Origin of the sequence: Fodinicurvata sp. EGI_FJ10296, assembly GCF_040712075.1 — a bacterium.
Classification (GTDB): domain Bacteria; phylum Pseudomonadota; class Alphaproteobacteria; order DSM-16000; family Inquilinaceae; genus JBFCVL01.
Genome location: NZ_JBFCVL010000007.1, coordinates 222,433 through 240,085, shown reverse-complemented (window position 1 = coordinate 240,085; position 17,653 = coordinate 222,433). Strand labels below are relative to the sequence as shown.

Genomic DNA, 17,653 nt, shown 5'->3' with positions numbered 1-17,653 from the left:
GCGTCAGCCTCCGATGATCACGGTCGGACAGCCGGGGGGCAAGACCTTTCCGACCGGGCCCGGTATCGGAGCGACGCAACTGGTGTGGCTGGTGAGGTCGTTGATCCGCGCCGCCGGCATGTTCCCGATCAGCACCGTTGCCGATCCCATGGCGATCATGCCGGGCCCCGCCGGAACGCAGCCGGGCAGAACGCAAGGCATCGTTATGTCGGTCGCGCGGGCGGCCGGCATGTTGCCGATCAGACAGTTCGGCTGGCCCTTGACGATCGCGAGCGGGAGGCCCGGATGGGCGCTTGGCGCCGGGACCGGCGCGGGCGGGTGAATCGGTGCGTGGCAGTGCGGCGCGTCCTGTTTGACCATATCGCCGATACGGGCGGCTGGCGGCATCTGCGTTTCCTTCGTCGGCTATACACGTTGCCCCGGCGCATCACATTCGTGCGCAACGTGACCCGTCCTGATCAGGGTGCTAGCATTTCGGACTGTCAATGGTAACGATGTGGTAACCCCAACGCCATAGGATTAACGCACGAAAGTGTACGCCCGACACCTCGTTGGGGTAGATTTGTTCTTCTGGTTAAGGCATTCTCCGCAACATACCTGATTAGCGCAAAGCCTCGACAGCATAAAGTCGCGTTACACCCGGAAAAATCAATACATTTCAACGTCTGAGGAGGCGAGGGGCAGTGGTAGCCGTTGATCTTCAATCCATGGTCGGGTGGCTGAACCCGCTCTGCAAAAAGACATTGGAGTCGGCTGTAGGGCTGACGATGTCGCGAACCCATTTCAATGCCGAGCTTGAGCACTGGCTGCTGCGGATTCTTGAGGAGAAGGATACGGACGCGGATGCCATCCTTCGCCACTTTGAAATCGACCGGGACCAGGTCGTCAGCGATTTGAATCGCGTCCTCGACAAGCTGAAGACCGGAAACAGCCGCCCGCCGGCCTTGTCGCCGAACATGGTCAAGCTGATGAAAGAGGCCTGGCTGCTGGGCTCCCTGCAATATGGTGAGCGCAAAATCCGGTCCGGACATCTTCTGGTGGCGCTTCTGGCCGATGAGACGCTGGCGCCGCTGGCGCGTGACGCCTCGCGCCAGTTCGATGCCATACCGGCGGACACGCTGCGCAAGCATTTCCCCTCCATCACCGGATCGACCGCCGAGGCGTCGGCATCCGAAGCCGAGAACGCGGCGGCTTCTGCGGCACCGGGCGGCGGTGCTCCGCGTGCCGCGGGCGGCGGCAAGACGCCCAATCTGGACCAGTTCACCATCGACGTTACCGAAGAAGCGCGGGCCGGCAAGATCGACCCGATTCTCGGACGCGACATGGAGGTCCGGCAGGTCATCGACATCCTGACCCGGCGCCGCCAGAACAATCCGTTGCTGGCCGGCGAGGCCGGGGTCGGCAAGACTGCCGTGGTGGAGGGCTTCGCTCTTCGCATCGCAGAGGGCGATGTGCCCGACGTGCTCAAGGACGTCGCCGTCAAGTCGCTGGATATGACCCTGCTTCAGGCCGGTGCCGGCATGAAGGGCGAGTTCGAGAACCGGCTGAAGAACGTCATCAACGAGGTCGAGTCGTCGGCAAAGCCGATCATCCTGTTCATCGACGAGGCGCATAGCCTCGTCGGCGCCGGCGGGCAGGCCGGTCAGGGGGATGCGGCCAACATCCTCAAGCCGGCATTGGCACGCGGCCAGCTCCGTACCATCGCCGCCACGACCTGGGCCGAGTACAAGAAATACTTCGAGCGGGATGCGGCGCTAACCCGGCGCTTCCAGGTGGTCAAGGTCGATGAGCCGTCGGAAAAGGTGGCCGTGGACATGATGCGCGGTCTCGCCCCGGTGCTGGAAAAGCACCATGGCGTGCGCATCATGACCGAGGCCGTGGTCGAGGCTGTGCGTCTGTCGAGCCGGTATATTCCGGCGCGTCAGTTGCCGGACAAGTCCGTCAGCCTGCTCGACACGGCTTGCGCGCGCGTTTCCATGAGTCTGGCGACAACGCCCGAGCCGATCGAAAGCCGCCAGCGCGAGCTGGAGACATTGGCTTCCGAGGCTACGGTCCTGCGCCGCGAAAGCGCCACCGGTTCCAACCATGCCGAGCGTCTGGCTGAACTGACCGACCGGCAGCAGGCGATCGAAACCGAACTCACCGATCTTAACGAGCGCTGGGCCAGGGAACGCGACCTGATCGACCGGATTCGCGATCTGATGGGCCAGATCGAGGAAAAAGTCGAATCCGCGAATGGCGGCCCGGACGACGCCGACGATTTGCGCACGCAATTGGCGACCATCGAAGCCGAACTCGAAGACCTTCAGGGCGATACGCCACTGCTGAAGGGACGGGTCGACGCGCAGGCGATTGCCGAAGTCGTTGCCAACTGGACCGGTATCCCCGTCGGGCGCATGGCGTCGAACGAGATACGTACGGTTCTGTCGCTCAAGGAGCGGATGGAAGAGCGGGTCATCGGTCAGCCGCATGCGCTGGAAGCCATCACCGAGACGCTCTGGACGGCCCGGGCGAAACTGACCGACCCGCGCAAGCCGATCGGCGTCTTCATGATGGTCGGCACCAGCGGCGTCGGAAAGACGGAAACGGCGCTCGCACTGGCTGAACTCATGTATGGCGGTGAGCAGAACATCACCACCATCAACATGTCCGAGTTCAAGGAAGAGCATAAGGTCTCAATGCTCGTCGGATCGCCGCCCGGCTATGTCGGCTACGGCGAGGGCGGTGTGCTGACCGAGGCGGTTCGGCGCCGACCCTATAGTGTCATCCTGCTCGATGAAGTCGAGAAGGCGCATCCCGGCGTTCAGGATATCTTCTATCAGGTATTTGACAAGGGTATGCTGCGCGACGGCGAAGGACGGGATATCGACTTCAAGAACACCGTCATCATCATGACCTCCAACGCCGGCACCGATGTGATCCACAGCCTGTGCGCCGACCCCGAAACCATTCCGGATGCTGCCGGGCTGACCGAAGCGTTGCGTCCGGAACTTCTCAAGATCTTCAAGCCGGCATTCCTGGGTCGGACGACACTGGTTCCCTACTTCCCGCTTTCCGACGACATCATTCGCAAGATCATCGTGCTGCAACTCAGCCGCATCGAAAAGCGTGTGCACGAGAACTACAAAGCGTCCTTCACTTACAGTGACGATTTGGTCCAGAATGTTGCCGACCGTTGCAACGAAGTTGAAAGCGGTGCTCGTAACATCGAGCAGGTTTTGACGCGCGGATTGCTCCCGGAACTCTCCTCGGAGGTTCTGCGTCGCATTGCGGATGGCACAACTTTCTCCGGTATACATGTTTCTCTGGATAGTAACGGGGAATTTGCCTATCAGTTCACTTGAGACTGCATGGGCATTGGTCGATCGGGTAGGTGGGGGCCCGGTGTGTGGTTGATCGCAGGATCAAGATCGGCTTTCCTGCAGGCCGTCGGAACGCTGGGTCCGACGGCCCGGAACGTCGGCACGAAAATCCCCAGGCGCTAAGTCTAGGTTCATAAGGAGAGGAAGCAAGAAATGGCAATTTACGTTAAATACGGCGCACTCAAGGGCGACGCCACACACGAAGAGCACAAGGATTGGCTTGACGTGGGATCGCTGCAATGGGGTGTCGGGCGTGCGATCATGACCCCGTCCGGGTCAACGAAGAACCGCGAAGCGTCGGAGCCGTCGGTAAGTGAAGTGACGATCACCAAGATGATGGACGCGTCCTCGCCGTCCTTCTTCACCGAGGCCGTCACGGGCAACAAGGGTGTCGAAGTCAAGATCGATCTGGTCTCGACCGGAAGTCCCGGCCGGACCTATGCGACCTACACGCTGACCAACGCGCTGGTGTCCGGTTACAGCATGAGTTCCGGCGGCGATCGCCCTTCGGAAAATATCAGCATCAATTTCTCGAAGATCGAATATAAGTACATTCCATCGAAGACCGAGAACGCTGCCGGCAACCAGACGGTTGTCAGCTATGATCTGTCCACGACCAAGAGCGGCTAATTCTTCACCGTCCGCCGAACACCGCGGCACGGATATTTTTCCGTTCCTGGGGCCGGGTGCTTTCCTGTCGTCGATTTTCGACGGGGATGTCTCGGCCCTTTCATTCGCCTTCGGTGGAGTGCTGCAGGATGCGGTCATAACTCGGTTCCCGCCGATCGAAGGTTCGTGAATGCCCATTACCCAGGAAAAGCGCCTCTTATCTCTGGACACGCCGTTCGGGACCGACGAGGTTCTGGCGATAGGATTCCAGGGCAGGGAAGCGATGTCCGATCTGTTCGAATTTCAGATCGACATGGTTTCCGAAGATCCGGCACTCGATCCGAAAAAGATTCTCGGAGCGGACATAACGCTGAAAGTGCGCCACACCGGCGGCGACGAGCGTGTCTTTTCAGGAATTGTCCGGCATTTCAGCCGTGGGATGCCATACGGCGTCAGTCTCCGATCCTATAGGGCGACCGTTGTCCCGACGCTTTGGCTGGCGACACTCAAACGAAATTTCAGGATCTTTCAGGAGAAGAGCGCGATCGACATCGTCAAGGAATTGCTTGGCGAAGTGAGCGGTCTGGATTTTTCCGTCAAGGCGTCAGGCGGAACGACCAAGCGCGACTATTGCGTCCAGTACGACGAAACGGAATTCAATTTCATTAGCCGGCTGCTTGAAGAAGAGGGCTTGTTCTATTTCTTCAAGCACAGCGACGGCGCTCATCAGATGATCATCGGCGATGCGACGTCGCATTACGAAGATTGCGCGGAAGCCGAGGTCGAACTGCGGACGGGCGGCGATTTTCACGGCTCGGCACTCAGGTCCTGGGCATCGGCGGCCGATGTCATCACTGGCAAGGTGACGCAAACGGATTACGATTTCGAGGATCCGTCAAAGGATCTGAAGACCGACTCCACGACGACAGCCGATCCGGCGATCCATAAATCGCAGGAGATCTATCACTATCCGGGCCGCTATACCGAGAAATCCGCCGGAACATCGCTGACCGATGCCCGTATAGAAGCGCATGAAGCGGTTCAGGAGACGGTTGAAGGTGCAGGGTCGACTGCCGGACTGTTTGCCGGCGGCAAGACCACCCTGAAGTCGCACCCCTTCGACGGCGAGTCCGGAACCGGCTTCCTGTGTATCGAAGTGGACCACGAAGCCACCGACCATACGCATCTGGCCCAGGGCTCGGGTGCGCCGACTTACGGCAATGTGTTCAGAGGCATTCCCGACAAGACGCTCTACCGTCCACCGCGCCGCGCGGAGCGGGAGCGCGTTCGCGGCCCGTTGACCGCACTGGTTGTCGGGCCGAGTGGCGAGGAAATCTACTGCGACAAATACGGCCGCATCCGGGTACAGTTTCACTGGGACCGTGACGGGAAAAAGGACGAGAACAGTTCCTGCTGGATCCGTGTGGCGCAAATGATGGCCGGCAAGACCTGGGGAACAATATTCACGCCCCGTATCGGCATGGAAGTCGTGGTGCAATTCCTCAATGGCGACCCGGACAGACCCCTTGTGACCGGCACTGTCTATAACGGCGACAACATGCCGCCTTATACCCTGCCGGACAACAAGACCCAGAGCGGCTTCAAGTCGCGCTCATCCTTGAAAGGCGACGGGACGACGTTCAACGAACTCCGGTTCGAGGACAAGAAAGAAGAAGAAAAAGTATACTTTCACGCCGAGAAGGATTTCGAGCGCGTGGTCGAGAACGACGACACGCTGGATGTCGGCCACGACCAGAAGATCGACATCAAGAACGACCGCACGAAGACCATCGCGGAAGGCAACGAAAAGGTCGATATCACCAAGGGCAACAGAACGACGACGCTGGCCAAGGGTAACGACACGCTGAAGGTCAGCGAAGGAAACCGGGTCACCGAGATCGCCAAGGGTAACGACAATCTGACCATCTCCAAGGGCAACCGCGCGGTAAAACTGGACGGCAGCGGCAATTATACCCTCGATCTTGCTTCAGGCGACGGCAAGGTCACCCTGTCGTCCGGCAGCTATACTCTCAAAGCCAATGCCGGATCAGTGACCGTACAGGCCGCCCAGAACATCGAATTGAAGGTCGGCGGCAACAGTATCAAGATTTCCCAGACGGGCGTCGAGATCAAGGGAACCATGGTCAAGGTCAACGCGCAGGCGAAATTCGAGGCGAAGGGCGCGCTGGCGGATGTCAATGCAAGCGGTATGCTGACCCTCAAGGGCAGCCTCACAAAGATCAACTAGGCGGACCCGGCATAATGGACTTCGGTGACCTCAAGAAGCTGCGATTCGAATTCGCTCGGGACGCGGTGGGCGATCTGGAGCTGTCGGATGAAGCGATGGCCATGCTCAAGGCCAATCCGACGACGCCTGATTTTCTCGGCGCCTGTGTCGAGCAGGGATTGCTGGCCGATGCCGTCCGCGTCATGGCCATTGCCCTGCCGCGCCGCGAAGCGGTGTGGTGGGCATGCCTGAACGCGCGCGCGGCGCGGCGCGACGACGATCCGGCCGTTCGCCTGAAGGCGCTGGAATCAGCCGAACGGTGGGTGTTCAAGCCCACCGAGGCGGAACGTAACAAGACATACGAGCTTGCTGATATTGCCAGGTTCGATTGTCCGGAATCCTACGCGGCAATAGCGGCATTCTGGTCCGGCGGCAGCATGGCGCCGCCTGAATCGGCCGTTGCCGTCCCGCCGGGCGATGCGTTGACCGGAACGGCGGCTGCAGCGGCCGTGCTGCTCGCGGCGGCGCGGGAGCCGAAAACCATCGAAGCATGGTATCGTCGTGCGTTGGAGCAGGCGATCGACATCGCAAAGGGCGGCAGCGGCCGGGTATAATACGCGTCACTGGTTGCCGCGGCAGAGTGGAAATCGAAATGAAGCTCAAGATCACCATGATCGAAGGAACGCCGCAGGCCGATGACGGGACCATACGCGTCGTCGATACCGGCAGGGTCACTATCGGCCGTGGCGATGACTGCAGCTGGAGCCTTCCCGATCCCGATCGCGCCCTGTCCAAGCACCACTGCGAGGTGCTGTTTCAGGGGACGGTTTTCGTCCTGAAGGATACCAGCACCAACGGTGTATTCATGAACGACGGCGCCGAGCCGCTCGGTCGGGGAAAGTCCGCCGTGCTCAAGAACGGCGATACCTTTCGGGCTGCCGACTTCGTGTTCCGCGCAGATTTGATCGGCGACGAGATCGATCCGTTCGCCACGCCGGAACCGATAGCCGCTCCGGCCGGCGTCGCCAGGCCCGCACGGGGCGACCGCAGTTTCGTTGACCCCGGGTCGCCACTGGACAGCAATGCCTTTTCAAGCAACGCAGCGGACCCCTTCGACGCATTTGCCGGATCGCTCGACGATGGCGGCGACGACGGCTTCCTGACGAACGCGAAAACCGATGGCTGGGCTGCCGGCGCCGACGACACCACTTCCGAATTCGCCAGCGGGTGGGGAGACGACTGGTCGACCGATAGCACCGGCGACGAATTCGCGTCGGGATCCGATGGCGGCTTCTTTGACAAGTCCGGCCCTGACGGCGGCGGCTTCGATGCTTTCTCCGCCTCCGACCCGATCGGTTCCGAAACCGGGTCGGTGCCATTCGGTCCAGGCCCTGAGTTGGCAGGGGACTCCGGCGGAGACGCACCCTGGGGCGGCGGTGCGGTGGATCAGGATATGGGCGCTGCCGGCCGCAGTTCGGCTCTCGCGGCGATCCTGATCGACGCGCTGCTGATGACCGGGCGGCATCACGAAGCGATTGCCGGGCGGCTCGGCGTTCGACTGGGCGCGGAGGGCGGCGATCTGCCGGCCGTCTCCGGCGAATCGCTTGTCGCTCATCTTCTTCAATTGCCGGGCGATGAGGGAACCGCAATGGCGCGGGGACTCGGCCGCGCCGTCGTCGCCCAGGCCGAAGCCATAGCCCAGACGCTCGAAGCCGGCGGAACATCCGGCGCTGCGGATGGGGGCGATCCCTTCGGCGACGATCCATTCAAGTAGACACAGCTTCGCGTCCGACGGTCCTTCGTTCTATCGGCGCCGGTGCGATCGTCTGGTTTCGCTAGTTTTCAATGTCGTCGCCGAGCGTATCCTCGACGTAAAAATGCAGAATGAACACTCTTGCGACCGCGCCGAGGGGTGTGGCGAGGGCCAGTCCGTAGAGCCCGAAGAGCAGGCCCAGCACGATCTGGGCAATGAAGATGAATGCGGGCGGCATATGAACGGCCCGGCGCTGGATCATCGGTGTCAGGAGATAGCTTTCCAGGGTCTGGACGCCGATATAGACGACCAATGCGCCCACGATGCCCGGCCACCCGGCAGAGATGCTCGCCAGCATGATGGCGAAGCCCGCGATCAGTGGGCCGAGGGTCGGCACGAAGGCCAACAGGCCCGCCTGTAGCCCCAGGGCAAATGCGGGTCCGACGCCCACAAGCCAGAGCCCGCCCCAGGTGAAAAGGAAGATCACCGACATTGTGATCGATTGACCCAGGAGCCAGTGCCGCAGGGTTCGTCCGGTCTCATCGAGGACGTCGCGAACATGGGATCGGCGGCTCAGCGGAACCAGCAGCAGCATCGCGTCACGATAGATCCACGGTTGAGCCGCAAAAAAGATGCCGAGGAAAATGATGATGGCGGCATCGCCAATGACGCCACCCGCGACCGCGATCGCCGTCCAGGCCGGTCCGAAAAGCCCCTGAAGATTGGGCATCAGGGACTGGAGAGCCGACGGGCCGATATCGCTGCCGGATCGGCGGTCAATGGTGCCGCCGCCATCGGTGTCCGAGTCGCCGAATATGCCCGGACCGTATTCCTCGATCAGACTCAGAATCTCGTTCGATTGCTCCCGCAGGGTGGCAATGAGATCGGCGATCTGCATCGCGATGGCCGCGCTGCCCCAGGCGAGGCCCGCCAGGAACAGGGCTGCAAGGACGATACAGACGATGGCCAGGCGAATGCCGCGCCCCCAGGAGGGTACGGCGCCGCCCAGCAATCGTGTCAGAGCGTCAAGGAATGCGGCGAACAGGATCCCGGCGAAAACGAGCAGGAAAGCCTTGCTTGCGGTCCAGAACACGAAGATCGATATTGCCGCCAATGCCGTCAGCACGACCCCATATCGAATCGCAGCAAACGGAGCGGACTGGGTCTGGCTGGGCATCAAATCTCCTGGAGTCGCGCTGTTCGTCGTTGCTGTGCTTCCGCGTCGGCCGGCCGATCCCGTCCTCGATACCGGCATCCGGCAGATATTCGATCATTTCGCATTGGCTGGGCCGGCGCCAGTGACATGTGAGGTGCTGCGGTGCAACTGTGCGATCCGTCCGGTCCACGCGCGTCTCTTCACGGTGATTTCACTAAATTATGCTCTTGTTGCGGTATCTGCCGCAGCATAGGCTGCGCGAAAAATTAACGATCGTATCGGCAACCTGCCATCGGCTGTCCGAATCCATGATGCCAATTACGGGTGCCACCTGATGCAAAGGCAGTTCGCCAATTCCCTGAAGATCGTTGCCGGCAGTCTTTTTCTTCTACTTCTTGCCCTGGCGACGAGCGGCATTCTCACCTTCTCGGCGCTTGAGCGGGCGCAACGGGATATCCTTTCCGGCACCTTCGAGTTGGCGGGGCGTGAAGGCGCCGAACAGGTCGAGTCAGGACTGCGCTTCGGCCGCCCTCTGGCTCAGTTCCTGGGGCTGGAGGAAATCCTTCAGGAGATCCGTGGCGACGCGACCGGCATCGACGACGTGCTGGCCGCACTGCCCGACGGGACCATTGTCGGATCGCTGCAGGATGACTGGCCGGCGGCATTGTCCGACAGTATCGCCACGCGTTTTGCCTCTGGCGAAATGTCGGCGGAGTCGACGGCCGCACTGTCGATCGATGCCACGCGCTATTTTCTGACCCCTGTGCTCGACCGCAACGGCGCCGTGGCCGGTGCAATCGTCGTGGGTGTGGCGGAATCGGTCCTTGAGGAACGTCTGGATTCCTCCATTCAAGGCAGCATCGCGTTCATGATTGCGGTTACGGCCATTGCCGCCGTGCTGCTCGCCATCGTCGCCGGACGGCTCCGAGCCCGCGCCGACCAGCCGCAGACTTCCCGCTGGCGCACGCTTCTGGTGCCGCTGATCGTGCTGCTTGGCGCGCAGGCTGCCTATTCGTTCGACGTTCTCAGGATCTTTCAGAACAACTACGCCAGCGCGACGAGCGCCGCGGCCGAACGGCTCGGCGACAGCGTGCACGACGATCTGGCGCAGCTCCTGGGCCTCGGATTGTCGCTGGAGCGGCTGCCGGGGCTGGATGAGCGTCTGCAGCGCGTGATTTCGGTCAGCGATGCCGTTCGAGGCATCAGCATCGTTGATCCCGACGGCACGGTGCGCCATGCGGCCGAGCGACAGCCGGATTCCGTTTCGCCGTTGGCGGCATCCATCCTCGGCCACCCGGTCGATGACATCATACGGCCGTTGACCGGCGCGGACGGCGAGATTGTCGGCGAAGTCCGCGTCACCGTCGATGAGACGGTGGTGGTCGATCAGATGGCCAACCAGGTCATCAACATCGTCACCGTTGTCGTGACGTCCGCCTTCTTCATGATCGAGCTGTTCATCTTGCTCGATATCCTGCTGAGGCGTTCGGCGCCATCGGTTCCGGCCCTGGAGCGGGTCGGACCCCGGCACATAATTGCGCGGCCCGTCATGTTCGGCTTCATCTTTACCTGGGCATTGCCGCTGTCCTTCGTGCCGCTGAAGATGCGGACATTGGGCGAGAGCCTGTTTGGCCTTCCTCCGGACATCGTGCTGGCACTGCCGATTTCAGCGGAAATGGGTTGCGCCTTGTTGACTGCGGTGGTCGCCGGCCGGATCGCCGACCGCGTCGGTTGGTTCCGCCCGTTCCTGGTCGGACTCCTCATTTCGGCACTGGGCGGCATCACGGCCGCGCTGGCGACCGACAGCCTCGTCTTCATCCTGGCGCGCGGTCTGACGGGCCTTGGATATGGACTATCCTGGATGGGCATTCAGGCTTTCGTCATTCGCTATTGCCCGTCCGAAAGCCGTGGCAGAGCGCTGGCGAATCTGATGGCCGGTATCTTCGCGGGGTTCATCTGCGGAACGGCCGTCGGCGGTGTGCTGGCCGAGCAGTTCGGCTATGAATTCGTGCTGCTCGCTTCGGGTCTGATGGTTGTCGTGCCCCTGGCGCTGGGCTGGGGCGTCCTGCGCGAATTCATCATTGGGCCGCAGAAATGGGATCTGGCCGAATATACAAGGACTGCCAGCGGGGGTGGGTCCGCTTTCGCCGGCTGGAATCGGCTGCTGCTGAGTCCACAATATCTGGGTGCGCTTATTCTTTCTGTCGTGCCGTTCTCCATTGCCCAGGTCGGTCTGCTCTACTTCGCCGTTCCGCTTTATCTGTCGGAAATCGGGTCATCGCAGGCCGATATCGGGCGGATCCTGATGGTCTACGGCATCGTGATCATCCTGTTCGGGCCGATGATCAGTACCTATATCGACCGGCGCGAGAACAAGGTGCCGTTCATCGTTTTGGGCGGCCTGATCGGCGGCGCCGGGCTCGGTGTGCTGTTCCTGGATGGCAGCATGCTCAGCATGCTGGTGGCGGTCTCATTTCTCGGCCTGTCGAGCAGCATGGCCGAGCCGGCCCGGTCCTCGTTCATCCTGAACCTGAAGGTGGTCAAGGAGTTCGGCGTCTCGTCGGCGATCGGGCTGCAACGGGCGGCCGACAAACTCGGCCAGATGCTGGGCCCACTGCTTATCGCTGCCACCTTCACGTCCTTTGGCATGGAACGCCGGGTGGCCCTGATCGGCTTTGCGTTTGCAGCCGCCAGCATCCTTTTCGCTGTCGTTGCGGTGCTCCGATCTCAACGAAGCCCGGTGACAGCCGATGATGATGCCCGCCCGGAGCCTCCGGCCACGGCGCCAGTCTCGACACCGGTCTCGACACCGGCGCGCGACGGCTGACCGATGACAGTCAGCAACTTCGGGGAATTTGCCGATCCGGCGCGCTGCTATCCAACGCTTGGCATCGAACTGGAAATGGCGGTCATCGACCGTGCGGGCCGCTCGGCCTGTGTCGACGGCCATTACTTCGACGAATTGGCCGCTCTCAAGCGGATGGTCGGGCCGGTTTCCACGCAATATGGCGATGGCCGCGCGGTTGGCGTCACCACCGCTGACGGCGTCAATGGCATCGACAACGCTTTCAATCTCCTGGAATCCGCCCTTGCGCCGGAAACCGCCGGCCCGGAAACCCTTAGAAATCTATCAGACAGGATGAACCGCGATCTGGCCTCGGTGTTGAAGGCCTTGCAAGAGTCCGGCGACCTGACGGTGACGTCACTGGCTCAGCACCCGACAGTCGGGATTGGTGAAGAGTGGTATCGAAAGGCGCGCGCGCCGAAATCGATTTATCGCTATCTGGTCGAGCAACGTGGCTGGACCCATGCCATCGGCGTGGACGCAAAGGCCCAGAACGGGCCGACAACCGGGCTTACGGCCGATACGGCGGTGGATGCGTTGAACATGCTGCTTGCGGCCTCGCCGGCCTTTATCGCCCTTTTCGCCAACAGCCCGTTCGAAAGTGGACGGCGAGCCGCGACCAAGGAAACCCGCATGACCTTGTGGCCAAGGATGGTGGCGACCAGCCGCGTCGCGGCCGACCGCGACCGCGTCGGCCTGCCGCCGCGTCCCTTCAATTCGATCGGCGACTATGTCCAGTGGATGTTCGCCGAGGGAACGGTGATGCAGGCCATTCCGGCCCACAATGGCGGATACAAGGACAATGGAGCATTGTACGTGGCAGGGAGCGATCGGCTTACCGTCGGCCGGTTCTTCGGAGGCGGCCCCTGGCCGGCAAGCCCCGTCGGCGGCGGTGCCGAAATAATGATCACGCCGCGGCCCGGCCATTTCACATTTCTGCAATGGTCCAACTTTCTTGACTTCAGACTTCGGTTCAATTTTGAACCAGATCGGCCAACGACAGAAAGTTTGCGCCGAGCTTTCCAGACGCCTGATGCCTTTAACGAAATCTTCGCTTCGTGGGCTAATAATCTGTATGTCGAGAACCGTTGCGCGGGGGCGACTTTCGTGGATGACGATCTGTCTGAGCAGGCTCCGGGAGATGTCGCGGCGTCGGCTATGGTTTCCGTTGCCGCGTTGCAGGCGGGTCTTGTCGCTGCCGCGCCAGCGTCCTGTCGGTTGTTCCTTGAAAAGTGGCCGTGGCAGACAATTCGCGAGCTAAGGGAGGTTGCCATTCGGGACGCACTGAGCGGCGATCAGGCCGCGATCCTTCGACGTTTCGTTGCTGATGTTCTCAGGATTGCCGGCGATCATGTGCCGACACGCGATCAGTGGGCCCTGGCCTATCCGAACTGGGTCCTGGACACCGGCTTGACGGGCGCCGACAGGGCGATTGCCCAGGCCGACCGACTGAGGTTGGAGGGACCCGACGGGCTGGAGCGTCTGGCATCGCTACGCGTAGCCCGTGTGCCCCCCGATCCGCCAACGTCAACTCGCCGCCTGGACCGCCAATGACCGACGGTATACCGCTTGAATCGTTGCTGGACGGGTTTCGCGATCGATACCGAACGCTGACCGTTGCGCCGGAACCGCTCGATCTCACCGATTGCTATTGGTCGGCCGAGGCCGGGCGTCACGTCGCCCCGCGCAGCTATGGCCCGCTGCCGGAATCGCGCGTCCTGGGATATCTGGCGTTTGGCGGCGCCTTTGTCAGGAAATTCGCCAAGGATGCCGACGGGCGCGTCCTGCGGCGAGACGGGCTACCGGTAATTGGCGGGTTCTCGCTGGAGCAGCGGGTTATGGCCTGCCTGTGCCTCTATGACATCCGCAACACGTCATTGTACGAAATCAGCGATGCCATGGACGGTACCCATCGGGTTCAGGGGTATCGTCGGTGGCATCTGCGGCGCCTGATCGATGGCATCCGCGCTGTGCATCCGGATTTCTCGCCGGACGGCGATAGCTGTTTTCTTTTTGCCGGGCCGCGGGCTGAGGCAGAGCCGCGCATTGCGCTCAACGCATTGTGGCTGCGGGCAATCATCCGCGACGGGCGCGACTGCCTGAAGGCAATGTCCGGCGACGAAGCGGACCTGATGGCGGCGGTTTTTCCCGGTTCGGTCCTGGCGGGCGATACCGACGAAATCCGCCGCCGAAGCTATATGTGGGGCCGTGAGATCTGGCAGCCGCAGAGTGCGGACTTCCTGGCCCGCAAGATCGCCACCTGGCGCGACTTTACCGGCCTTTCGCGCTCCGGGTGGGCGGCGGTGTCGGCGCGTTCCTGAAGCGCGTTGCGGCATCGGGCGTGTCCTCTGCGCGATGCCGCAACTGACGACCACCGGTCGGGCGTCGGCAGACCCACTTAGTCGGAACCGGGGCCGATGATCGTCTCGTAGATCTCGTCGCTGGCAAGAAGAAGGTCCACAGGCGGATCGAAGCCAATGCGCTCGGCTGCCGCAAGGTTCAGCGCGATCTTGGGCGGCGCGCTCCAGCGCTGATCGAGCGCCCGGGGTGAGGCACCGTTCAATATGCGCGCGATCGTCTGTGCATGGAACTCACCGACATACGTGAAATCGGCCTGAGCAATGCTCATGAGGACGCCGCGCTGAACCTCGCCCGATCCCAACATGGAGAAGGTTGGCACAAGGTTCTCGGTGATCACATCCATGATCTGCGGGAGCGATGTCTCCGTCACCCCGCGATGCACGGTGATATAGATCGCGTCGACGTCGTCGGCGATTTCGGAGTAGCAGTCGATGACGCCGGCCTCGATTTCCTGCTGCGGCAGTCCGGTATAGGGGGCGTTACACGAAACGATCTCAAAGCCTCGTTCAGTCGCGACCTGCTCGACCGCATTGACACCGCCAAAGGTACGGCCTTCGGCGCTGTCGTCATAGACGATGCCGAGACGCTGGAAGCCGATGATGTCGTGGAACAGGCCCACCTGAAGCTGGTAGCGGTCCGGCTCGACCTTGGCGTGAATATGGTCCATGCCACTGTCGGTGGCGCTGTCAGTGATTCCGGCCCCGATCGGATCGCTGGTCGAGCCGACGACGACCGGCACCCCCAATCCCTCGACGCGCAGATCCTGTCCCGCCCAGGTTCCCATTGCGATCATCAGATCGATGTCGCCGGTTTCGGTGAGGCGCGAAACGACCTCGTCGCGGACTTCCTGGCGCTGATCGGAATTGAAATCGCCCGGCGCGTAATAGGCGTCCTCGACAAACTCGATATACTCGCTTTCGAGATTTTCGCCCATCCAGTACCAGAACTCACCCGGCGTTTCGCTGAGCCCGTCGGGCAGAGGCTCCGGCTCAATCCAGCCCAGATCCATAAGCGATCTTACCGTCGCTTCCGTAATGATCTCGTAGTCCTGGTACTGCCCGCCCTCAAGATAGCCCAAACGCCAGGGTTCGCCGTCTTCGCGGGTCGTAGGCGCCGTCGGATACTGACTGTCGTCGGCCCGGGCATCGGCCGGCGTCGCCACCGCCAGTATCGCGGCACTGAAGCCTGCGAGCAGCGCCGCCGCCGTGACGGTTCTGCATACCTGGAGTTCACGCATTCTAAAGTCCTCCCGTTTCCGCGCGACGGTGCGGATCAAGCCACGGCCGCCGATGCTTCGGACTGTGCCTCTTCCCACCTCAGACACAAAATGGTTATATCGTCGGATTGCATGGCATCGCCAGTATGCGTGCTGACATCGCCTACGACGGTGCTCACGATTTCTGCCGCCGACCGGTCGCCGACCGAAACACAGAGGTCGAAGAGCCGATCCGATCCGTATTCGTTGTTGGCAATATCCATCGCCTCGGTAATTCCGTCGGTATAGAGGATCAGCATGTCTCCGGGCTGCAGCTGCATCGTCTTTTTCGGATAGGTCATTTCTTCCATCGCGCCGGCAGCGGGGCCACAGATTCCGTTCTCGAAATAGGCGTTGCCGGTACGGGTCGACACGACAATCGGCGGATTATGACCCGCATTGGCGTATTCCACGACGCCGGTGCGAATATCCAGTACGGCGATCAGCAGGGTAACGAACATGGCGTTGGGGTTGTCGACGCTGAGATCGTTGTTGACCCGCTCCATCATGGCGCCCGGATCGGAGTCCTGGCTGCTGGCGGATTTTACCAGGGTCTTGGTGATGGCCATGAACAGGGCGGAGGGCACACCCTTGTCGGCAACATCCCCGACGGTGAAGCACAGATGGTGCTCGTCGATGAAGTAGAAATCGAACAGATCGCCGCCGACATGGCGTGCCGGATGCAGCGTGGCATGAAGGTCGATCTGCGGGCATTCCGGGAAGGGCGGGAATATCTTCGGCAGCAATCCACGCTGGATTTCCTGGGCGATGTTCAGTTCGCTCTCGATCCGTTCCTTTGCCTTGGTGGTGTCCAGAAGCGCGCGGATGTTTTCCCTGAGCGAGCCTTCCATGAACATGAAAGCCCGTGCCAGTCCGCCAACATCGGATTTTGACCGGCGTGCAAGCTGTTGCAAGGCAGAATCCGTTTTTCCGGCCTTGGTGAAGTCATGGTCGGGCAGTTCTCTGGCGTAGGCGGTCAGGCGTTGCAGCGGACTGGTAAGTTTGTAGGCGAACATCCAGGCGAGCATCAGCGCGACCGCCAGCACGATGCCGAATATGATCACCTGCCGCTGGACCAGCATCATCGCCGGTCGCGCGATCTCCGCCATCGGCACGGTACTGACGATATACCAGCCCAGCGGGCGGAAATAGCTGACATAGGCTTCCATTTCCCGAGACTGTCCGTCAATTTCCAGCGTATAGCGCACGGCCTGTCCGTCGTCGGCGCCCCCCGCTGCCCGCAGCCGGTCCAGCAATGGCCGTCCGTCCGCCGCCGTTTCGGCTGTCATGATCGCATCGGCCCGACCCGGCGGTGCGACGACCGATTCGAGGTCGCCGTCGAAGATGAAAACGAAGCCGGTGTCGACGACCTGCACGCGTCCGACGGTATCGGCAAGGACGTCGATGGTGGCCTCGACGCCCGCCTGGACATACTGTTCTACTTCATCGATATTGTCGGAGATGCCAAGATAGAGGCCGAAGGCATCGACCGGTGCGAAATGTGCGAAGCGGCGGCCATCGTCTTCGGGATCAAGGCCGTCTTCCTCGTATGTGACGAATGCCGTACCCCAATTCTCGATTTCACCCTGTACGGCGTCGATCAGCGTGCGTCCCTTCAGATCGTGAAAGTCGCCCAGATTGACGCCGATCATCGCGGTTTCCGGGTGAGCGACGATCGCGCCGACCGAATTGGCCGCGAATGCTGTCAGTCCGTCTTCGAGTTGCAGTTCAGACAACCATCCCAATGCCCGCGAGCGCGCCTGCTGCTCCGTCAGCGCGCCCGTTTCGTACATGGCGTGGTAGTCCTCCATCATCTCGGATATGACCTGGCCCAGCTGCTGCAGATTGTCTCGCCGTTCTTCGACGATACGCACTTTCTCCATCAGCAGTTCGCGATACCGGCTGGATACATTGATCTCGATCAGATTGAGAACATTCCGGGCAGAGCGATTTTCGGCGGCGATCAGCGCCTGTTCGACCTCCTGCTGTGTGGAGATCATGACGACACCGCCAGCGCCAACCAATATTACTAGAATGCCGAGAAAAAGCTGCAGCCGGAGTGACTGGAACATCGGATTATCCTTC

The 17,653-nt window shown here is 61.5% G+C and carries 12 protein-coding genes; 8 read left to right on the top strand and 4 right to left on the bottom strand.

The window, feature by feature from the left end; all coding sequences use genetic code 11:
- Positions 1-3: 3 nt before the first annotated feature.
- On the bottom strand, positions 4-387 hold the full coding sequence (locus ABZ728_RS16955) for a PAAR domain-containing protein (protein ID WP_366657421.1): 384 nt from the start codon (positions 385-387) through the stop codon (positions 4-6).
- Positions 388-683: 296 nt separating this feature from the next.
- Between ABZ728_RS16955 and tssH the strand changes: the two genes are divergently transcribed.
- From tssH to ABZ728_RS16930, 5 genes are all read left to right on the top strand, one after another.
- Positions 684-3,344, top strand: coding sequence for a type VI secretion system ATPase TssH (gene tssH, locus ABZ728_RS16950; protein WP_366657420.1), 2,661 nt, complete (start codon positions 684-686; stop codon positions 3,342-3,344).
- A gap of 171 nt (positions 3,345-3,515) precedes the next feature.
- On the top strand, positions 3,516-3,992 hold the full coding sequence (locus ABZ728_RS16945; protein ID WP_366657419.1) for a type VI secretion system tube protein Hcp: 477 nt from the start codon (positions 3,516-3,518) through the stop codon (positions 3,990-3,992).
- A gap of 169 nt (positions 3,993-4,161) precedes the next feature.
- Positions 4,162-6,219, top strand: coding sequence for a type VI secretion system tip protein TssI/VgrG (locus tag ABZ728_RS16940; protein WP_366657418.1), 2,058 nt, complete (start codon positions 4,162-4,164; stop codon positions 6,217-6,219).
- A 14-nt stretch (positions 6,220-6,233) separates the two neighbouring features.
- Complete coding sequence (locus ABZ728_RS16935; protein ID WP_366657417.1) at positions 6,234-6,812, top strand: hypothetical protein; 579 nt, start codon at positions 6,234-6,236, stop codon at positions 6,810-6,812.
- 38 nt (positions 6,813-6,850) lie between these two features.
- A complete protein-coding gene (locus tag ABZ728_RS16930; protein WP_366657416.1) occupies positions 6,851-7,972 on the top strand; it encodes an FHA domain-containing protein in 1,122 nt (373 codons plus the stop codon).
- Positions 7,973-8,033: 61 nt separating this feature from the next.
- On the opposite strand, the gene ABZ728_RS16925 is transcribed toward ABZ728_RS16930, so the two are convergent.
- The gene (locus ABZ728_RS16925) at positions 8,034-9,128 is read right to left on the bottom strand and encodes an AI-2E family transporter (protein WP_366657415.1); all 1,095 of its coding nucleotides are present in this window, start codon (positions 9,126-9,128) and stop codon (positions 8,034-8,036) included.
- Positions 9,129-9,441: 313 nt separating this feature from the next.
- Here ABZ728_RS16925 and ABZ728_RS16920 point away from each other — a divergent pair, with 313 nt between their 5' ends.
- The 3 genes from ABZ728_RS16920 to ABZ728_RS16910 are packed head-to-tail and all read left to right on the top strand — an operon-like array spanning position 9,442 to position 14,273.
- Positions 9,442-11,934 carry an MFS transporter gene (locus tag ABZ728_RS16920; RefSeq protein WP_366657414.1) on the top strand — a complete coding sequence of 831 codons (2,493 nt, stop codon included), beginning with the start codon at positions 9,442-9,444 and terminating at the stop codon, positions 11,932-11,934.
- A gap of 3 nt (positions 11,935-11,937) precedes the next feature.
- Positions 11,938-13,506, top strand: coding sequence for a glutamate-cysteine ligase family protein (locus ABZ728_RS16915; protein WP_366657413.1), 1,569 nt, complete (start codon positions 11,938-11,940; stop codon positions 13,504-13,506).
- Complete coding sequence (locus ABZ728_RS16910; protein WP_366657412.1) at positions 13,503-14,273, top strand: hypothetical protein; 771 nt, start codon at positions 13,503-13,505, stop codon at positions 14,271-14,273. The genes ABZ728_RS16915 and ABZ728_RS16910 overlap by 4 nt, the downstream gene beginning before the upstream one ends.
- A 77-nt stretch (positions 14,274-14,350) precedes the next feature.
- On the opposite strand, the gene ABZ728_RS16905 is transcribed toward ABZ728_RS16910, so the two are convergent.
- Together ABZ728_RS16905 and ABZ728_RS16900 are read right to left on the bottom strand one after the other, a co-directional pair.
- Complete coding sequence (locus tag ABZ728_RS16905; protein WP_366657411.1) at positions 14,351-15,550, bottom strand: ABC transporter substrate binding protein; 1,200 nt, start codon at positions 15,548-15,550, stop codon at positions 14,351-14,353.
- Positions 15,551-15,585: 35 nt separating this feature from the next.
- Positions 15,586-17,640, bottom strand: coding sequence for a SpoIIE family protein phosphatase (locus tag ABZ728_RS16900; RefSeq protein WP_366657410.1), 2,055 nt, complete (start codon positions 17,638-17,640; stop codon positions 15,586-15,588).
- Between the last annotated feature and the right edge of the window lie 13 nt (positions 17,641-17,653).